At 46.8% G+C, this 17,333-nt stretch carries 25 protein-coding genes and 1 other RNA gene; 3 read left to right on the top strand and 23 right to left on the bottom strand.

Translation table 11 applies throughout. The annotated features are described in order from the left end of the window. Positions 1-139 precede the first annotated feature (139 nt). Positions 140-631 carry an outer membrane protein assembly factor BamE gene (locus K0I62_RS05790; protein WP_220070539.1) on the top strand — a complete coding sequence of 164 codons (492 nt, stop codon included), beginning with the start codon at positions 140-142 and terminating at the stop codon, positions 629-631. Between the two features lie 144 nt (positions 632-775). On the opposite strand, the gene K0I62_RS05785 is transcribed toward K0I62_RS05790, so the two are convergent. Continuing rightward, positions 776-1,108: an RnfH family protein gene (locus K0I62_RS05785; RefSeq protein WP_220070538.1), complete on the bottom strand. Its 333-nt coding sequence runs from the start codon at positions 1,106-1,108 to the stop codon at positions 776-778. 24 nt (positions 1,109-1,132) lie between these two features. Continuing rightward, the gene (locus K0I62_RS05780; protein WP_220070537.1) at positions 1,133-1,567 is read right to left on the bottom strand and encodes an SRPBCC family protein; all 435 of its coding nucleotides are present in this window, start codon (positions 1,565-1,567) and stop codon (positions 1,133-1,135) included. 206 nt (positions 1,568-1,773) lie between these two features. Between K0I62_RS05780 and smpB the strand changes: the two genes are divergently transcribed. Together smpB and ssrA are read left to right on the top strand one after the other, a co-directional pair. Next, entirely contained in the window at positions 1,774-2,268 is a 495-nt protein-coding gene (gene smpB, locus K0I62_RS05775) for an SsrA-binding protein SmpB (protein WP_220071293.1), read from the top strand. A gap of 116 nt (positions 2,269-2,384) precedes the next feature. Next, positions 2,385-2,740: a transfer-messenger RNA gene (gene ssrA / locus K0I62_RS05770) on the top strand. Between the two features lie 686 nt (positions 2,741-3,426). On the opposite strand, the gene K0I62_RS05765 is transcribed toward ssrA, so the two are convergent. The 21 genes from K0I62_RS05765 to K0I62_RS05665 form a co-directional block, all read right to left on the bottom strand. Further along, positions 3,427-3,624 (bottom strand): hypothetical protein, encoded by a 198-nt coding sequence (locus tag K0I62_RS05765; protein WP_220070536.1) that lies wholly within the window; start codon positions 3,622-3,624, stop codon positions 3,427-3,429. A 1-nt stretch (position 3,625) separates the two neighbouring features. After that, positions 3,626-4,351, bottom strand: a complete 726-nt coding sequence (locus tag K0I62_RS19375; RefSeq protein WP_220071292.1) for a hypothetical protein — start codon at positions 4,349-4,351, stop codon at positions 3,626-3,628. Between the two features lie 653 nt (positions 4,352-5,004). Then, entirely contained in the window at positions 5,005-5,556 is a 552-nt protein-coding gene (locus K0I62_RS05755) for a baseplate complex protein (RefSeq protein ID WP_220070535.1), read from the bottom strand. An 11-nt stretch (positions 5,557-5,567) separates the two neighbouring features. Then, on the bottom strand, positions 5,568-5,939 hold the full coding sequence (locus K0I62_RS05750; RefSeq protein WP_220070534.1) for a hypothetical protein: 372 nt from the start codon (positions 5,937-5,939) through the stop codon (positions 5,568-5,570). Continuing rightward, complete coding sequence (locus K0I62_RS05745; protein WP_220070533.1) at positions 5,939-6,865, bottom strand: hypothetical protein; 927 nt, start codon at positions 6,863-6,865, stop codon at positions 5,939-5,941. Before K0I62_RS05745 ends, K0I62_RS05750 begins: the two co-directional genes overlap by 1 nt. After that, positions 6,865-7,680, bottom strand: coding sequence for a phage tail-collar fiber domain-containing protein (locus K0I62_RS05740; protein ID WP_220070532.1), 816 nt, complete (start codon positions 7,678-7,680; stop codon positions 6,865-6,867). The genes K0I62_RS05745 and K0I62_RS05740 overlap by 1 nt, the downstream gene beginning before the upstream one ends. Further along, a complete protein-coding gene (locus K0I62_RS05735) occupies positions 7,680-8,267 on the bottom strand; it encodes a phage tail protein (protein ID WP_220070531.1) in 588 nt (195 codons plus the stop codon). Before K0I62_RS05735 ends, K0I62_RS05740 begins: the two co-directional genes overlap by 1 nt. Next, on the bottom strand, positions 8,267-9,454 hold the full coding sequence (locus tag K0I62_RS05730) for a baseplate J/gp47 family protein (protein WP_220070530.1): 1,188 nt from the start codon (positions 9,452-9,454) through the stop codon (positions 8,267-8,269). Before K0I62_RS05730 ends, K0I62_RS05735 begins: the two co-directional genes overlap by 1 nt. Then, entirely contained in the window at positions 9,435-9,779 is a 345-nt protein-coding gene (locus tag K0I62_RS05725; RefSeq protein WP_220070529.1) for a DUF2590 family protein, read from the bottom strand. The genes K0I62_RS05730 and K0I62_RS05725 overlap by 20 nt, the downstream gene beginning before the upstream one ends. Then, entirely contained in the window at positions 9,776-12,013 is a 2,238-nt protein-coding gene (locus tag K0I62_RS05720; RefSeq protein ID WP_258405092.1) for a phage tail tape measure protein, read from the bottom strand. The genes K0I62_RS05725 and K0I62_RS05720 overlap by 4 nt, the downstream gene beginning before the upstream one ends. A 13-nt stretch (positions 12,014-12,026) precedes the next feature. Continuing rightward, on the bottom strand, positions 12,027-12,173 hold the full coding sequence (locus tag K0I62_RS05715) for a DUF6890 family protein (protein ID WP_220070528.1): 147 nt from the start codon (positions 12,171-12,173) through the stop codon (positions 12,027-12,029). A 41-nt stretch (positions 12,174-12,214) separates the two neighbouring features. Next, positions 12,215-12,478 (bottom strand): putative phage tail assembly chaperone, encoded by a 264-nt coding sequence (locus K0I62_RS05710; RefSeq protein WP_220070527.1) that lies wholly within the window; start codon positions 12,476-12,478, stop codon positions 12,215-12,217. After that, a complete protein-coding gene (locus tag K0I62_RS05705) occupies positions 12,475-12,735 on the bottom strand; it encodes a hypothetical protein (protein WP_220070526.1) in 261 nt (86 codons plus the stop codon). The genes K0I62_RS05710 and K0I62_RS05705 overlap by 4 nt, the downstream gene beginning before the upstream one ends. Continuing rightward, positions 12,732-13,301 carry a hypothetical protein gene (locus tag K0I62_RS05700; RefSeq protein WP_220070525.1) on the bottom strand — a complete coding sequence of 190 codons (570 nt, stop codon included), beginning with the start codon at positions 13,299-13,301 and terminating at the stop codon, positions 12,732-12,734. Before K0I62_RS05700 ends, K0I62_RS05705 begins: the two co-directional genes overlap by 4 nt. Next, entirely contained in the window at positions 13,298-13,861 is a 564-nt protein-coding gene (locus K0I62_RS05695; protein ID WP_220070524.1) for a pesticin C-terminus-like muramidase, read from the bottom strand. The genes K0I62_RS05700 and K0I62_RS05695 overlap by 4 nt, the downstream gene beginning before the upstream one ends. Positions 13,862-13,872: 11 nt before the next feature. Beyond that, complete coding sequence (locus K0I62_RS05690; RefSeq protein WP_220070523.1) at positions 13,873-14,073, bottom strand: TraR/DksA C4-type zinc finger protein; 201 nt, start codon at positions 14,071-14,073, stop codon at positions 13,873-13,875. A 13-nt stretch (positions 14,074-14,086) separates the two neighbouring features. Next, positions 14,087-14,536: a phage protein gene (locus K0I62_RS05685; protein WP_220070522.1), complete on the bottom strand. Its 450-nt coding sequence runs from the start codon at positions 14,534-14,536 to the stop codon at positions 14,087-14,089. A gap of 30 nt (positions 14,537-14,566) precedes the next feature. Continuing rightward, a complete protein-coding gene (locus tag K0I62_RS05680; RefSeq protein WP_220070521.1) occupies positions 14,567-15,670 on the bottom strand; it encodes a DUF2586 domain-containing protein in 1,104 nt (367 codons plus the stop codon). Between the two features lie 2 nt (positions 15,671-15,672). Beyond that, the gene (locus K0I62_RS05675) at positions 15,673-16,332 is read right to left on the bottom strand and encodes a phage virion morphogenesis family protein (RefSeq protein WP_220070520.1); all 660 of its coding nucleotides are present in this window, start codon (positions 16,330-16,332) and stop codon (positions 15,673-15,675) included. After that, positions 16,329-16,814, bottom strand: a complete 486-nt coding sequence (locus K0I62_RS05670) for a phage tail protein (protein WP_220070519.1) — start codon at positions 16,812-16,814, stop codon at positions 16,329-16,331. The genes K0I62_RS05675 and K0I62_RS05670 overlap by 4 nt, the downstream gene beginning before the upstream one ends. Beyond that, positions 16,811-17,272, bottom strand: a complete 462-nt coding sequence (locus K0I62_RS05665; RefSeq protein WP_258405091.1) for a head completion/stabilization protein — start codon at positions 17,270-17,272, stop codon at positions 16,811-16,813. The genes K0I62_RS05670 and K0I62_RS05665 overlap by 4 nt, the downstream gene beginning before the upstream one ends. Between the last annotated feature and the right edge of the window lie 61 nt (positions 17,273-17,333).

Here is a 17,333-nt window from a genome sequence, read left to right as displayed (position 1 = left end):
ATTCAACCACCATTTATCTTTTTGCCCTCTATATTGCGATTAACGCACGGCTCTGCCGATAAAATCACGATAGCGCTTGTCAGCATAGGGATCGCTTGGGTATTATGGCCGACAGATTTTTAGGGAAGTAGCGCATTCAATGAGCATAAAAAAACATAGTATTACTCTATTAGGCGCGGCTGCGCTTTCGCTTTCACTTAGTGCTTGTAGTGTTTTTGATTGGCTTATTTACAAGCCTGATATACCACAAGGCAACTACATGGAAACGCAGCAAGTTGAAAAACTCCGCGTTGAAATGACCAAAGAACAGGTCGAATACATCTTAGGCCGTCCTGTATTACGAGACAGTTTTGCCGACAATACTTGGTACTATATCTATCACTATAAAAGTGGCCGCGATGCTAGCATTATTCACAAAGAGCTAATCCTGCACTTTAATAGTGATAAGCTGACTAAAGTGGATGGTGACTACGAACTATCAGCAGAATTTAACACCCCACTCGACCAAAGTAGTTTGCCAGAACTAGGTACCATAGCGAATGAGAAAGGTGACGTAGTCCCGCTCAATCCAGAGGTACGTCCGGATACTAAGCCACTGGTTGAAGAGAAAAAGACACAAGAGTTCGAATAACTCAATAAAAAACAAATAAAAAGGCTGAAGTGTAAACTTCAGCCTTTTTATTATCAAAATTTTCAACACTCAGAACTGATTAATCAAGCTCTAGGTTTTAAGCTCGCTACGGTCGTTCCCATGACAATGTAAAGAGTATTAAGATTAACTTACTCGACCACCCGTAGTTTTATTGGCACGTCCTTCATCTTTGGCCTTTTCAGCCCGTTTACGACGAACATCTTTAGGATCGGCAATTAACGGACGATAAATCTCAACCCTTTGACCTGGTTGTAACACCTCATCATGCTTTACTGCACGACTAAAAATGCCAAGTTTAATATTATCCAGATCGATCTCAGGGAAAAAACGATTCATCTCACTTTGCTTCACCGCTTCAATACAGGTCGTCCCTGGTTCAACCGTTACCGAAATTCGTTTTTGCTGAGTAGGCAAAGCATAAATCACTTCAACGGTAAAATGTTCTTGTTCAATCATGACGATATCGCTTCCCTACACAAACTAAGATTGATAGATAACTTTTGCGCGGCTAGTAAATGCCGATACCATAGAAGACATCAACTCTTTAAACACCTTTCCAAAGGCCATTTCGACTAAAGCACTTGAAAACTCAAAGTTAAGTTCAAAATCAACTTTACAGGCATCTTCGGTCAACTCCGTAAATATCCATCGCCCATGGAGATGTTTAAAGGGACCATTTTCAAGCTCAAGCTCAATACACTTTCCTGGAACAACCTGATTACGAGTGGTAAATGTTTTGCTAATGCCCGCTTTGGATACATCCACAGAAGCCAGCATGGTCTTGCCATCAAACTCAAGCACTTTGCCACCGACACAACCGGGTAAGAATTCTTTATAAGACTCGACATCATTAACAAGTTCATACATTTGCATCGCACTAAAACGAACTAACACACTGCGTGATATTTGTGGCATCTGTTTGTTTAACCTAAATCGCTGTGAGAATAATCTAAGACTCTATTGAGGGATTTTAACATGCCCAACCCAACGGGTCACCTTTAAGCCCCGAACCTCAACCATGAATAAAAAAGCATCAAATCGACAACTAAACGCCACAAAAAAGCGAAATAATGTCGCTAGCCAATTCCAAATTGGTTAACCGCGCGTATAATAGCTCGCCTATGGCTAAGAAAAATGCAAAAAAATCAAAGAACCCACCAGCGACGATAGCGCGTAATAAACGTGCCACCTTCGATTATAAATTTGAAGATAAATTCGAAGCTGGGTTATCCCTCATGGGATGGGAAGTGAAATCGATCCGAGTCGGTAAAGTTAACCTGTCTGAGAGCTATGTGTTCTTGCGTAACGGTGAAGCTTATCTATTTGGTTGTACTATCACACCGCTCAACACCGCATCGACCCATGTAGTGTGTGACCCTATGCGCGACAGAAAGCTGCTGCTTAATCGCAAAGAGCTCGACAAGCTGCAAGGCTTGGTCGACCGTCAAGGTTACTCTATTGTGCCCATCTCAATGTACTGGCGCAAAGGCGCTTGGGTTAAAATTGAGATCGGTTTGGGTAAAGGTAAGAAAGAACACGATAAGCGCGACGATACCAAAGAGCGCGAGTGGAAGATTGAAAAATCTCGTACCATGAAGAAAGCCGTTCAACAGTAATAGACATAAACTTGCTGTTTAAATAGGTAAAATGGTCGGATAACGAACAATCAATTGTAACAACATGATTTATCCTTGGTGTTAAAGGATTTCACGAGTTACAATCACATTGTACTGGGGGCGATTCTGGATTCGACAAGATTCACGAAACCCTAGGAGCATGCCGAGGGGCGGTTGGCCTCGTAAAAAGCCGCACAGTTATAGTTGCAAACGACGATAACTACGCTCTAGCAGCTTAGGCTAGCTAGCCATCTTGCTCACGTTTCTCAAATGGGCAGAGTAATAAGATGGTCACCTTTACATTTGATAGCGAGGGAACCACGTTCAGGGGTGAACCGCGAAACAGTACTGAACTCGCCAATTGCAATCCTGTCTTTCGGAGTGTACTTGGTTAACCAAAAGAGAGACTAAGCATGTAGCGCCGAGGATGTAGGCTTTTTGGACGCGGGTTCGAGCCCCGCCGCCTCCACCAACAAAACCAAGGTTAGCAATAACCTTCAAAAGGCCGCTAAACCCCTACCAGACGGGTTTAGCGGCTTTTTTGTATCTGACGAACACAACCTAATTAAGTAATTACTTAACCTTAATTTTGATACCTATGTCCACAATTTGCCCACACAACTAAGATTTTTGACCACAACTAGTCACTTGTCGCTTTGTTGTTTCGCAAGTAAATCATTTAAATTTCATTTCAGTTTTATTTTGGCGTAACTCACTGTTTTAAATCATTTCGATCATTACCCATAATTACTACGCAGCGCATGAAAACCTCACGTAAACGAGACAAAACCCAGCAATCATGCGGCTTTGGTGGTTCCGTATGCTCTCACAGCTCCTTTATGGAACTGTAAAACACTGAAAAAAACTTCGATCTTTTCAGATCTTCGATCTCACAAAAGCCCTAGACGTGGCGCTGGTTGCGCCTATGAACTGCAATAATCTAAAACTGAAAAAAAATTAAGGTATAAAGCGCGCAGGAGGGTGAGGAAGAGTGCGGTTTTCGTGGCGCGGATTCTGTGTGAGGCTGATTTACGTGGTTGAAACTCGTGTGAGTTATTTGGTGGCTTAAGTTGGCTTATCGAGTAAAGATAGATTTGGCTATACTGCAGTTAATAAAAAACCCAGCGCTTGGGCTGGGCTTGGTTGTTTATGCTTGGGTTAAGTGATCTTATACGTACCGGACGAACTACCGCTTGTTACAACGACTTGGCCATTGCTGGTTATCTCGTCTATGACGGCGTTGGCTATGGCTTCGGCCATCTTTGCGGCGTAAGCGTGTTGCCCTGTGGTAGTGAATCCTTGCGCTTGTAGGTTGGCGACTATCTTACTTTTTAATGATGCTTTGCTTAATGCCATGTTATTTGCCTGCGGTTACGGTTGATGAACCATCACCATGTGGTCCACCAGTGAAGTGGCATATGTGGGCGCAAGTCACCACTGCTGACCCACCGTTTAGTTTGATGGTGTCAGCATCTTCGGTGATGTTTTTGGCTTTTATGCTTAGGTCTTTAGTAATGAGTATGGTCATTTTGCCTAACACTTCTGTTAATTGGTCTTCCAACACTTTAATGCGCTGGTTCAGGCATTCAATTGAATCGTCTTTATCTGTAACTCTTGCTGTGTTGCCCTGCTCATCAATGTGTTGATAAACCCCTTCGCGCACTTGAGTGCGTGTTTCGCCCTCTTTGATTGCTGGCAAATCCCAGCCGAACGGGAGTACACAACGCACAAAGGGTTTGTCGGGTCTGCCGTACGCAAAGCCGATTTCAACAATGGCGCCAATCGAGGGAGGTTCTAACCTGCCAGCTAAATGGCCTGCACCTGGTAGTGGTAATGGTACGGCTTCTAATGCGGGTGATTCAGTTTCGTTACCGTCTTCGTCTAGCAGCTGCACATCAACGGCGTAACGTGGATAGAAAGGATTACTTGCGCGTTCTCCGTCTTCAGCTGGCAGTTCTGGTAAAGCTGTTACTTTGCCCCACACTGGCAAATGATAGGCGGCTGACAATTCAGGGAATATGTTGGTGATACGACGCTTTTCGCTTTGTTCGTCGGCGGTGGTGGCAACCCACGTTAATGTCATGGTGTCACCAGCCAATTCGACTTGTTTCACTCGGTTACCATTCACTATTGCACCTGGGCGCATGGCTGGCATCGCCACGAGTTGCCAACTGTTACCAAACTGCTTTTGGCTGAAACTTTGGTCAATCTCTAACGGTTTTGACGGCCAACGGCTATCTTGATAGCTGCCAATAAAGATTTGGCCATCGACTTGTTGGTACCATACGCAATCTTTAATGCTAAATGCTGCGCCAAGGCTTGCCAATAACTGATAGCCTGTTCCTTGGCTAGTGAAGTTAGGCACTTTAACATCGAGATAATTAGCATTATCTGGGAGCACAAAACTTAAGCCGGTATCGATGGCTAGTTGTTTGATCACCTGGCGAAAGGTAGCGTGTCTAATGTTTATCGGCCAACGCTCTGCCAATATACTCGACAGCTCGCGGATCACGATGCGGTTCATGCCCATACTGCTCGGAGTAACCTTAGTGACATAACCACTAAAATAGCGTTTTAGCTGGTTATTATAACCAATATCAAATGCAGCAATTTGACCGCGTTTTACCTCGCCTTGCACTTCAAATGCGCCTCGGCCAGCCGATGATAACTCCAGCACAACACGGTGATTGGTTGTTGCTAATATGTCCGTGCCAACCGTTAAACGTTTGGTTAGTTTCATGCTGGTTCACCGATAATATTGTCGATACCCGTTAAAAATTTCTCCATTGATGACACTTCCACTTGCGGAGGAGCTTTAGCGATAGCGGCTGTAGGGATAACGCTAGCGGTTTGCTCTGTACTCTGCCCAACAGCGGCGGCAGTTTGTACTTGGCGCTGCTCGGCAACTTCTGGAATACTCAAATACTCACGCAAGTTAAAGCTGACATTCCACGCCATCAATGTTGAGTGCTCAGGTGCTGTTATCTGACCAAAAAACCTCACCTGTCTTATTTTTACTGTGCGGGCTAAGTCTGAGCCAATACGCCTAATAACTCGATTACCAGCCTCATCTTTGGCGAGGGCTAATTCAAACAAACGCGATAATTGAGCTCTGTCTGTAAATGGGATCAAGCCAGTTACTTTAAGCTCTTTGGCCTTGTCTCCCTGTTCGCTGCTTGCCGTACTTGATGTTTGCCCTGACATGTCCAAATCAGCCAGTTGCATCGATAGCTCAACCTTGCAGCTTTTCAAATTGATGAGTTCACCATCTAACGCAATTTGGCTCATGTCATTGGCTCCTAAGCGACCTTCCGCAGCACATCAATTTTTACAGGCAAAATAGTAAAGGTATTGGGTGGCAAATCGATATTGGCTTCTTCATCGGTATATCTGTATTGCCCTGAAGTGGGGAAGTTCAGCCTGGCTTCAAACTTACCGTCTACTACGCTGACACCGAACAGGGTTAGTTTTCCATCACTGCGACGAATAGGCATCGAAAACGCTCTATCCGGCACAGCCACGGTGCCCGAAATAGTTAAATTCGTCAGCTCATAACAGGTGATTTTGGTAAAATCTCTTGAGTGCATCAAAGCGCCAGTGACTGAGGTTATAAGAATATCTATTGCTGTTTTTTCTTTTGATTCTGTTTGATTTTGGAATAGTAAAGTCATTACTTAATCCTCACATAATAGTTGAGACCTTCGTGAGCCGTAGCAATCGCACCATAACCGTTATCAGTATTATAAAGCCTTTGATTAACCGCAAAACCCACAACATCAATCACCTCACTTACTGTGCTAGTTGTCGTGAATTCATGCTGATAAAGGTAATTGGAATTACCAACAGATGTTCGGGCAGAAGGTAAAGAGTACGTTTCTTCTAGTATGAATATTCTATTTGCCCTATCAATGGAGAAAGCTTGCAAACGGTATCTATTTAATTGTCCCGATGTGCCTTGCTCCCTAGACGCGATATACATTTTCCCTCCTTCCTCGTAAAAAAAGGAGATATCACTGGTAGGGTGACCATAATATTCAACGCCATCTAGGAACATTTTCCCAGAGTACGTGAACCACGCTTTAGTCGAGTTACTATCAACAGCAATTAAACTTGCCGCTCCTGCTCGATTTGGGTAGTTATAGCTATCTACTTCGCTTAATGTGACAGTGTCATATGTTTTAACAGGGTCATTTGTGGCTGATATAAGTGCCGCGATATAACCAGTGGCTTGCCCTTCTTGCGAACATCCCAACCGAGTAATTCCATATGTCGTATTTATGGTCCGTCCTGTCGCAACTAATGTGATGGCATCGTACTCTCTGATGATATTCATTGATGAGCTAAGAACCCCCCAAATCATACCGTCCAAGCGTACGGCCATTTTTAAGTTACTTAAAACCAAGTTATATTCAAAAGTCTTAACATACTTACTAATCGTAGCGTCTGGATAACTTGCTATATCAGTTTCAACGACTCCTGTTTTTAACCATACCGCACCATCTTCTGTTGTCACAATTGGAGCAGTTGAAAAAAACAATCCCAGACTGTTAATATAATTTGCGCGACCGCCACCGCCTAACTGACTTAAATCGCCCATTAGTAACCACCTTTATATTTAATTCGACCTGGTGCGACACATTCAAAGCACATAACCCCACACTTACCTGCGGGCAACCAATTTTTGATATCTGCGGTTCCGTCCGGTAACTCGATGGCCTTAGTGCCATTAATATCGATACGCCCTAACTTATTCATCTTCTGAACTTCAACTAAGTCACCCACTTTGAGCTTGTCAGAATCAATGAGCACTGTGTTGCTTTCCCCTGAGTCAAAAACCACTATTTCGAGTTTTGCCAAGCCGGTGCAGGTATAGGCATCGGGGTTTAATGACAACAGGTGACGAGTTCGCTCCTCGAGTAATGTCACCCTCTGATTTAACGCACTCATATCGGTTGAAAAATCAAACATCCAGCTTTCAGCCGATACCACCACGGGGGTGGCGTTCGCTATGCCTAAGTGCTCTATCACCATGTTGCGTGTTAATACGTTACCCGCAGTTTGGCCTTGGGTTTTAAGCTTTTGGGTCAGCGGCACATAGGCAAACATCACCAATTGATCACCATCATCGGGGTCTGTATACACTAAGCCAATCCAATTAAACTCAAAATCCCCCACATCAGTCAGCATCATCTGACTGTATGTAACTCGGTTTTCATCGATGATCCCCGCCTTGGTTGGCGCTCGCTCAAACACCACATTTTCAGGCGCAGGCATCGGCTCATCGGCTGGTTCGGGGTCTGTGTGGTCAAGCTCTGGTATATTAGCAAACACAAACTTGGTGATATTGAGTTTCGGGCCGCTACCCACGGCGGCAGCGATCAGGCTTTGGCCTGTGGTGGTTAGTCGTGCCATTAATTGGCCCTCGCGATTAATGTTTGATAATCGTTATTACATTCTGTTACTGCCAAATAAAGCGAGCTTGCTTTATTGGCAACAAACTCATAGCGGCGGCAAGTGCGGCCATAATCTTGAATAATGGTGCCAAGCAGTGCGGCGCTAGCGACTTTGGTGTCGTCTAGCTCAATAGAAATAATGTCCCAATCTCTATTCACTTGGCGTTCATCAATACTGAGAACGGGCACACCAAGGCGGCTCATAATATTAATAAACCCTTGGGTGCTGCCTGCGTCTTTGGCATTGATAAAGGCATAAGCTACACGCTTGCGATACAGCCACAAAGGCTCGTCCCTAAATTGAGTAATTCGACGCTCCCACGCAAGTAGCGACAACATATCAACAGAGCACGTTAAAGGGTCTTTCTGCGTTAACGGCCAAACAAACCAGCTACGCATACGTTGCCAGAACGACTGCATGCCATTCCCCAACATCGCCGGCTCTTGTGGTTCGTCGGTAGTTGATAATGTTTCGCCATCCATCCACCACGGCAGCGTTAACTTTGGTAACGTCGGGCTGTTGCTCGTTTCTTGGTCATTGGTCATCAAGCCACCCCGCGGTTAGTGATGATCAGGCTGTTAATTCGTGGCAGTTCAAGGCCAATCACAATATCGTTATTAGCCCAACGCACACTCTTGAGGTTCGGCAGATCTCTATGCAGCTCGCCATTCAGCACTGAAAAGGCAAATACGCTCTGTGGCTTAGTGCGGGTTAACAGACTATGCATATCCGATTCACGAAATGCAGCGCGAACGCGCGACTCTATTTCCCCCTGCAATGTCGCTATCTCATCGACACTCAAGTTGGCGGCATGCCAAAATTCGAGGGAAAGATCTACTGGCGCGGCAGCAATTGCCATGGCGCGAAGATCATCCCCATGGCCATGATTACCTTGGGTGCTAATGTAATTATTTATATCATCAATCATTGATTGCGGTGTTTCGCCAACGCCCATCATCACATGGCAATTTGCAGTACCAGGGCCCCGTGGCGCTTCGTGCTCAAAATAAAGCCAATCACTGCGAATACCTGCAAAACTTGAGATCGCTGCGCGATACACAGCGTCAATATGATAATTGCCTACGCTGCTAAATTGGTCGCGAATACGCAGCGCCAGCTCGTCGTCTGTCTCTTTGTCTGCGCCAGTTTGCGTAATCCATTCACCGACGTTAGTGACCGAATCAATGCCCGTTATTGCGATTGGCAGCACATGATAGTATCCAGCCCCTAGGTTATGTCCTGCGCCAGCTACATCAGCCTCACATAACACCTTAGCGCTAAGCGTTCCTGCAGGAATGATGGTATCGGCTAACACTAAAAGCCGATAAATTGCCCCTAGGCTTTTATCTGTTTGTACGACTGTCCCAGCCTCAACGACAACATCTGAATTGATATCGGTTTTAGTAAAACCGATATTGCCCTGTGTTTTAACTGCTGGCTTTCGCTCTAAACCCACATCCCATGCTTTTAACTCTAAATAAAATTCAGTCGCCGTAGCGGCGAACATCGCGGGCAACACATGATTTGCCAACAGCGTTTTGATCAGCCACAACACTGGCGTCACCACACACGCAGAAAACAGCCGCCAAAACGGACTCATGGCACTGTCATTACTGATTATCGAATTTGCAGCGACAACATCGGCATCAAGCAATGCCGCCACCCCTTCTTTAGTCGTCGGCACCCCTTCATTTTCTAACACTTTTTCAAAATCAACTTGTGGGCGCGGCATAATCTACCTCTGTATTTATGAGTCCAAACTCAAACGTTATTGCATTAATGGTTATATACGCTGGGTTACTGGTATCGAGTTTGATAGTGCCTGGCACTAAGCGAGTGTCGGTTTCGATCAACAACTCCATTTCTGTATAGACATCGGCGCGCAATGGTATGCTGCGCTGAGCCAACAACTTAGTCACTAATCCAGACTCCATCAGCATGTGCTTAACGTCTTGAGCAATACTGGCTCGCGTATTGGTCAAATGAGGCTGATCACCCACATCAAGGGACAGTGCACCGCCAACGATTAACAGATCGCTATATTTTTCCGTTGTCATCCCGTCATCATCTCCTGCTGATCTGCAATTTCGGCCAAACTAAAGTTTTGTGGTGGGTTATGAATAATCACATCACCAAAGTTAATTTGTTTTGTTTGTTCCGCTGTTGATGTGCGTTGTGACTGCGCGGCAGCGCTTAGGCTTTTATCAACATTCGGCTTTATCATCTGTCCCAACTTGACATTATGAAGAGGCTTAACGTTGATCTGTTGAGCTAAGGCTTCTGGCGGATACGGCGCTGGCATGTTGCGCTGCATATCGATTGATTGCCTTATCGGCTCAGGAACATAAGGCGCTGGCTTTACCAACTGCAAGTGCTGCTGCTGGGTTACGGCTTCTGGCTGATACGGCGCAGGCATATTGCGCTGCATATCGATTGATTGTCTTATCGGCTCAGGAACATAAGTCGCTGGCTTTACCAGCTGCAAGTGCTGTTGCTGGGTTACGGCTTCTGGTTGATACGGCGCAGGCATATTGCGCTGCATATCGATTGATTGTTTAACGTAACTGGAATTAGCAGGCTCATTTGAATAGATGTAGCTAACTGCGTCGTTCGCCACTGGTTGTTGCTGCATCCATTTCGGTACTGATTGAGCGTTGTGATTTTTCAATACATCAGGCATCGCTGCCGCGAGCTCTGCTTTGTCAACATCCCCCATAGTTGGTATTAAATCGATTTCTACACCTGGGATATAGTTCAACTTGTCGATATACCAATTTAGGTAATCAATAAACATGCCTTTGAGTGATTGCCATGCGTTGCTAAATACACTCACCAAGCTTTGAACCCATTCCCAGTTGCTTATGGTCGCAACTAAGTCGTCCCAGTAGTAAACCAGTGCGCCCACTGCTGCGATGGCTAACACAACTGCACCCACGATCATCCCAATCGGGTTGGCATACATGGCTATATTGACCGCCAACATAACAGCGCGCAGCGATGCTAGGCCAGATGTGAGCATGGCATTAATACCAGCCCACGCCATAGCGCCAACACCATAAGCTGTCATTGCCATTTTACCCATTCCCATCATCACGGTGAATGCACCGCCTGCCGCGACAAGGCCGAGAATGGCAATGGCGGCATACCCCATCACTCGCGTTAGATTAGGAAATTTTTGAGTAAACCACAGCACATCTTTGCCCATGTCAGCAATCCAGCCAACAAATTGATTAAAGGCGGGCAATACAGCGCTACCGAAGGCGGCGCGGATCACATACCAACTTTGGCTTAGACGTTCGCTTTGATCGGTCATGGCGGCGGCCATCTCTTCGGCCTTGGTCATGCCTTTGACCTTGCCTAATGTGTCAATGGATGCACCTAAGCCATCAATATCAGCCATGAGTAGTTTGACTGTTGCGACCGCCTCTTGAGAACCAAACGCTTTAGCGAGTGCATCGCCCTCAGCCACATCTAACGTGTCGCCGTACTTACCTTTAATTTGGTTAAGAATGTCAACCATTGGCAGCATGGCACCGTGTGAGTCGGTAAAGCTTAGGTTTAGCGCGTCTTGCGCTTTACCTACCCCTGCTAAAAACGCCTTATATTTAGTACCCGCCTCGCTGCCAGACATGGTTGATTGCAAGGTGCCTAAAATTGCCATCTGTTCACTCATGGCAATCCCAGCACTGGTTGCTTGTGCACCAATACTGGTAAAGGCGCTCGACATTTCAGAACCCTTAGTTTTAAAGGCTTGCACTGCGGTGGCGGTCATGCCTGTGACTTGCTCTACCCACGCGCCCTTACCCATGTCATTGGCTTGATTTTTAAAGATGCCATACATGGTCCCCATGTAATTGGTAATAGTGGCAGCGTCGGCTTTAGTTGCTGCGGCGAGTACGTTACTCGATAACGTGAACTGCGACAGATCAGCATCACTTAACCCTGCAATAGCTGATTGAATATCGTAGCTTGAGCTAACAAACTCGGTTGCCGACTTGCCATACTTAAGCGCGTATTCGTAAGAGGTATCTGTCAGCTGTTTTAAAGCTGAGTCGCGCACACCGAGTGATTTCACCTCACCCAGCACGCGATCCATTTCAATGGCTGGCATCAGCGCGTTTTGCAACGCATAACCACTGGCCGCAATGCCACCAATGCCAGAGGCCATTTGCATGGTTCCGGCTTGGTAGTTAGACGCAAGACCATTAAATTGCTTGCTGATCTTGGCGATCGGCTTAGTAATTTGGTCTACAAGTCCAACGGTGAACATTAACGGTGCAGGTAAGCTCATTACGCCTCACTTATCATTTACCGCTAAAAGCGCGGTTTACGCCGTTAGCGGTGATAGCTTCTAATGACTCAAAGTGGTTTTTGTGCAACCACATTGCGCGTGCCATTGACAGTTCGCTGTCATCTTCATTCGGTAACCAATGCCGCCGTAGTGTTAGCATTTGGTCTAACTGATTGCCCTCAATTGCGGCAACCAGTGCCGTTATTTTTTTACGCTGATTTCAATCGACGGCGCGAATTCCTGCGTTAATAAGCCAGCAATCTGCATCGATGCGCCCGGAGATGTATCTAAGATGCCGCGCAATGCTTCTTTGCTATCAGCTTCAACCGTGCGCATCACCAGGTTATGTGCTGGCGCGACCTTGTTGTCTGGCATGATCTCGTTCAGGTAGCCGTTGTAATCTTCGGTTGTCATGGTGAAACCGATAGATGTACCTGCGATAAGTAGTGCGATATTCTTTTTCATGCTGCATTCCTGTTGTTGTTAATTAGTTCTTTGATTTGGTCAAAACCTTGATTCATGCTGCGCTCCATGCGGTCGCCCAAGTCCTTTACATCATCTTTGGTGGCATAGGTTTCAGCTACATGGGTTTGATGCTTGCTTAGCTCTTTGGCTGTTACCTTGTGGGCGTTAAACAGGCTCACCAATAACGGCACTAACACGGTAAGCACTAAACTGATAAAGGCGATGGCGACCATTAGCCAAGTGGCGATTTCTGTCATTTTCGATTACCTATTAGGTTAAGCATGCCCGACAGCACTGATTGCGGTGGTGTGTTAGATACCGCTTGATACTTCTGCTGTTTTTCTTTGGTGCGCATACCGAAATATGAGCGCAGTAATGCGGTTGGTGTGCCCAATATGGCGACAATTAGCGGCCAGTTGTCACCCAGTGCTATCACGGTTTCGTTGTCACTGTTGTACACGGCAACCGCTAAGATGGAGACCAGCACGATCACAGAGAACGCGACAATTTTTGCCATCATCATGGCGATAGCCGGTCTGGTTGAATTACCCGTTTTATCGACATCGCCCAAGGCTTGGATCACATTGGTATGCTCTTTAATGGCGGTGATTTCGACATCAAACTCTTTGGTTAACACCTGTGCTTGCACGTCTGCAGGCAAACTGGCAACAGCATGCTGAATATCGGTTCCTGTTGCTGCGTCCCCCAATTTTTTATCATCGGGTAAAAAAGCATTCACAGCAGTTAAAATGGCAGCGCCACCGGGGATCACGTCGGCCAGTATCGATGTGCCGACTTTGCCTAATATGCTGAGTAAGTTCATGCGGTCACCATTTCTAAATAGTTAGCTTCACGATGACGACGACTGGTGTAACGGTCGCCAAAATCGCGCAACTCAACGCTGACTTGTTCCCAGTCCTGTGCGGTTACCGCTCGCCAGAACTTAGGGCAACGCTTGCTTAGGTCACCATATTGAAATGCTACCGAGGCAATCACAGTTTGCTGCTGTTCTGTCAGTTGATAAAACGGCAAGTCTGACGATCGGTTGTATCTATGCTGCAGCTGTTCGAGTAATTGGCTTTTTACACACAGGTCAATAACATCGGCTTCATCGCTGCTAATGGCTAGCGGTGCAATCGATAGCGCTGCAACCGCCTGCTGTTTAATCAAGCCGCAGTAAATCGACAGCTTCTTAACCAATGATTGTGGCAGTAGTTTTTTCAGGTCTTCTGGCGAACGCTGACCAATATCAAAGCCAGTAGCGATAGTTACGCCAGACTTCGAGTGGTCAGGATCAGGCACATAACCAGTTAGGGTTGGGCCACCCTCTAAACCTGAAATAAAACCAAAGTTAACCTTGGTGTTTACTGGACTACTTTTCATTACTGCCTCTCTTACTGGCGTTCTTTTAACGTTTGGCACTCAACGCATAGCTGAACACCTGGCACGTATTCGCGGCGTTTTACGGGTATCTCGTCGCCACAATCAATGCAATCCGTTGCGCTTGGCCGACTCGGCGTTAGCGTGGTTCGCTTGGCTAAAAAAGCATTTTCTAGCCGTGCTTGTTCAATGCCTGCTCTGTCGGCGTCATCCATTCGCTATCACTTCCTATTGCACGATATGTTCAATTTCGTCAGGGCGCAGATATGGCACACCGTCGATATGGACAAAATCAGGGCTGGTGACATCAAACGGGATTTTGAACATGCTGGCGCTGCCGCCTTTTTTGTCGATATCCAAAATATCACTCAACTTAATGCGGCATCCAAAGGCTTCAACTTTTACCTCGTCTTGCGATGTTTTGCCGTAAAACATAATGTCGAAAACTGGCAGGCCACGCCAAGAGCCTGCTTTCTTTGCCTCGGTGCTGATCAGTTTAAAGTTGCTGGCGTTCACATTAAGCTCGCCATTTGCTGATACGTCACCGTCGACTGCGCCATCTGGCACACCGCTGGTTTGCGATACAGCGCTGTTGTCGCTAATAGTTAGTGTTGCAGTGTCAACTTGGACCATGATGTCACCCAAGTTGACGTTAAAATTCATTCCAGATAAGCGCATGTTGGCGGCTCCTAATTATTGCGACTTAAGTTAATTGCTTAGGTCAAGCATGATGTTAACGGTGATTTCTTTAGGGCTGTTATATGGGCGCACCACCATGTAGATCACCACGCTCTTGTTGGTGGGCCACACTATGGTGATGTCGCCATCTTTTGGCGGTGTGATATCACCTGGGAACTGAATACCTAAAATGGTGTAGCTCTTGCTCATATTGCGCAGCGGCTTCATAAAGTAAGCTTTGTTTCGCTCAATGCTGTTAGGCGTCGAGTTAAGGCGGCGGTCAGCAATACGGTGAATTGCTAAAATGCGCACTTCACGGCTGGCTTTGTGCACAACACGTAGGTTTTCAATGTATTGATAGTCACCGCCAGCGGCGTCTAGGGTTGAACCATCGCCCCAATAAATACCTTCAAAATCGGGGTACCACTGCGGCACACTTAAGCGCGCTTTCGCTAAGGTGTTAAGCGTTGCCAGTTCTAGCGGTTTTTCTGCACTATCAACCGGTGCAGTGCCTAACCCCATTACGCTGCCAGTTGCCACACGCATTGGGCTATCAGCAATACTTACCGCTTTATTCGCTAAGCGACCAGCGAGAACGCCCACGTTATTAGCGTGCAGCTGCGGCACGGGTACGATTAAGTGATTGGCTAAACCATCAACTAATGCGACGCTTGCCGCTTCATACGCTGCCCATGTTTGGGTTGCTTCATCGATACCGGGCAACGCCACTAAGCCCGATACAAAGCGGCCTAACTTGGCTTGTAAGCTAAATAGGTGATCGTGCTTGGCACTGATTTCTGTTGCTGCGGTTGTGACGTCACAAAACACGACCGTTTCAAAACTCTGCACTTCGTTGGCGCGATCAATCGCTTCTAGTTCATCTTCACCATCGGCGAGCGGGTAAACGGCGGCAGTCCAGTTTGGCCCTGCATTTAGCTGCGCGGCGATCACTTGCTTGCGCAGGGCGCTATCAGCAAATGCATCTTCAAGATCAGTCTGTGCATTAACGCTAAACAGTTGGCTTTCTTCTTCTGCGTCACCTGCGCGACCGACAAACAAGAAATGGCATTCGATGGCGTTAATATCACCTTGCCCCAAATTCAAATTGTTAACTTGTACTTTACCTAGTGCCATGGTTAGCCTCGCTTGCTGTTGATATCGTCAATGATTTTTACTAATTCGCGCTGCACGTTATCAGTGCTGTCGCCTAAAAATGGCCGCGCTTTAACTGGGATTGGCCAACGGGTTTTACTGGGTTTATCGCGCAGCACTTTTAAGATAAAACCTGCTTTACCTTGGCTTAGGTTGGTAGTGATCTCGCTAATGGTGGCGCGGCGATAACCCTTGCCCTTGGCCTTTTTGGTCTTATAGCCATTAGCAATTAATGCCTTGGCTTGGCTGCGCGTCGCTGGCTCGTTGTAGTCTGGTTTTCCATGAATGCGGGCCATTCTGCTGGCACTCATTGATTCTATGCCCCCCTCTTGGTGCAAGGCCGCAATTCGCCCTGTTTGGGCAGCTTTATGTTTCAGCTCTAATCGGTTGGCACTTTTTACATAAGGCTCAAGTGTGCGGCCCATGCGTTTAAGCATCTTGGCCTTGCGACCATCAGCCCTAGTGGCAAACTTGTGGCCATCTACCGTTGTCTGCTGGCGAATGCGTTTACGTGCTAATGTACGTTCGTGTCGGCCTAGCGTTTTTAATACGCGCACCCTTTTGTTGCTTGGCATCGCCAGAAATGTCAGCTGATGCTTAACGCTGAGCGCCTGTTTTTTGTTGGGGGTGATAACTAGGCTCATGCATCCCCCTGAACACTGACAACCGTGTCGACGGTTTCAGCAATATAGAGTGGGGCTTGAGTTACGCGGTATCTTGCGCCGTTAAATAGCACAGGGCCGTTCACGTCTGGCACTAACTCGATGTCGTCAAGCAGCTCAACTTCAATCAATACCGTGGTGGTGTCTGCGCTCTCTTCGTCGATATCAATTTGCGGATCGGCGAGTTGGGGTTCATCACGCGACCAACCGCTATCGATCAGATAAGCGGCGACCATCGCCAGTAGGCTGTAGGGGTTAACTTTTCGGTGGGGAAATTTTTCAATGGCAATCACCGCGCTATGCTTCCATTTAGCGACTTGGTAGCTGTTAGCGCCTAAGTCTTCACCGCTTAAGATCAAGGTGCCACGCTCTTGCCATGCGTCGATATTGTTAGCTTTAACAATGGGTGAAAGACTAGCGAGTAAGAACTCGGTTAGCTGTTGCAGCTGCGTTTTAGTTGTCATAGCGAATGCACCCCTGCGCGGCCAAGACCGAGTAACAGCCGAATAGACCGAGTTGATTGCGCTAAAATGGCATCTTGCTGCATTGGGTCTTGCGCCTTGTTGTTGCCTGCCTCTTTTTGGTCGACAGCCGAAAAATAGCCCAGCAAATCGGCATGGGAACGAGCATAAACAGCCCCGCGATAAATGCTGACTTGCTGCTCGCTGAATTCAGGAACCAGGTTAATACCTAGGGCGAATGGGACATCCTTGTCAGTTTCACTATTGGAGATAATGAACTGGGTTAGCTGTTGCTGCACTTCGGCAACACTGCGATTGAGTGAGTCAGCGATCACCGCTTCTTCGAAAGTTTCAGGTATACGGCGATGCTGGCGAAACTCGCCAGTTGAGAGCGCAGGCCAACCGCTATCAGTATCGATAGCGATGCTTGCTTGTGCTGCTGCCTCAAATCCAAAACTCATCACATTCGCCTTTCACGTTAATTGGGTTCAGTGCGGTTAGCGTCGACGTGGTTATTAACAG

It is taken from the genome of Shewanella psychrotolerans, assembly GCF_019457595.1.
In the GTDB taxonomy this organism is placed as follows: domain Bacteria; phylum Pseudomonadota; class Gammaproteobacteria; order Enterobacterales; family Shewanellaceae; genus Shewanella; species Shewanella psychrotolerans.
Note: the sequence above shows the minus strand (reverse complement) of the source record. Positions and strands in the feature narration are given on the sequence as shown.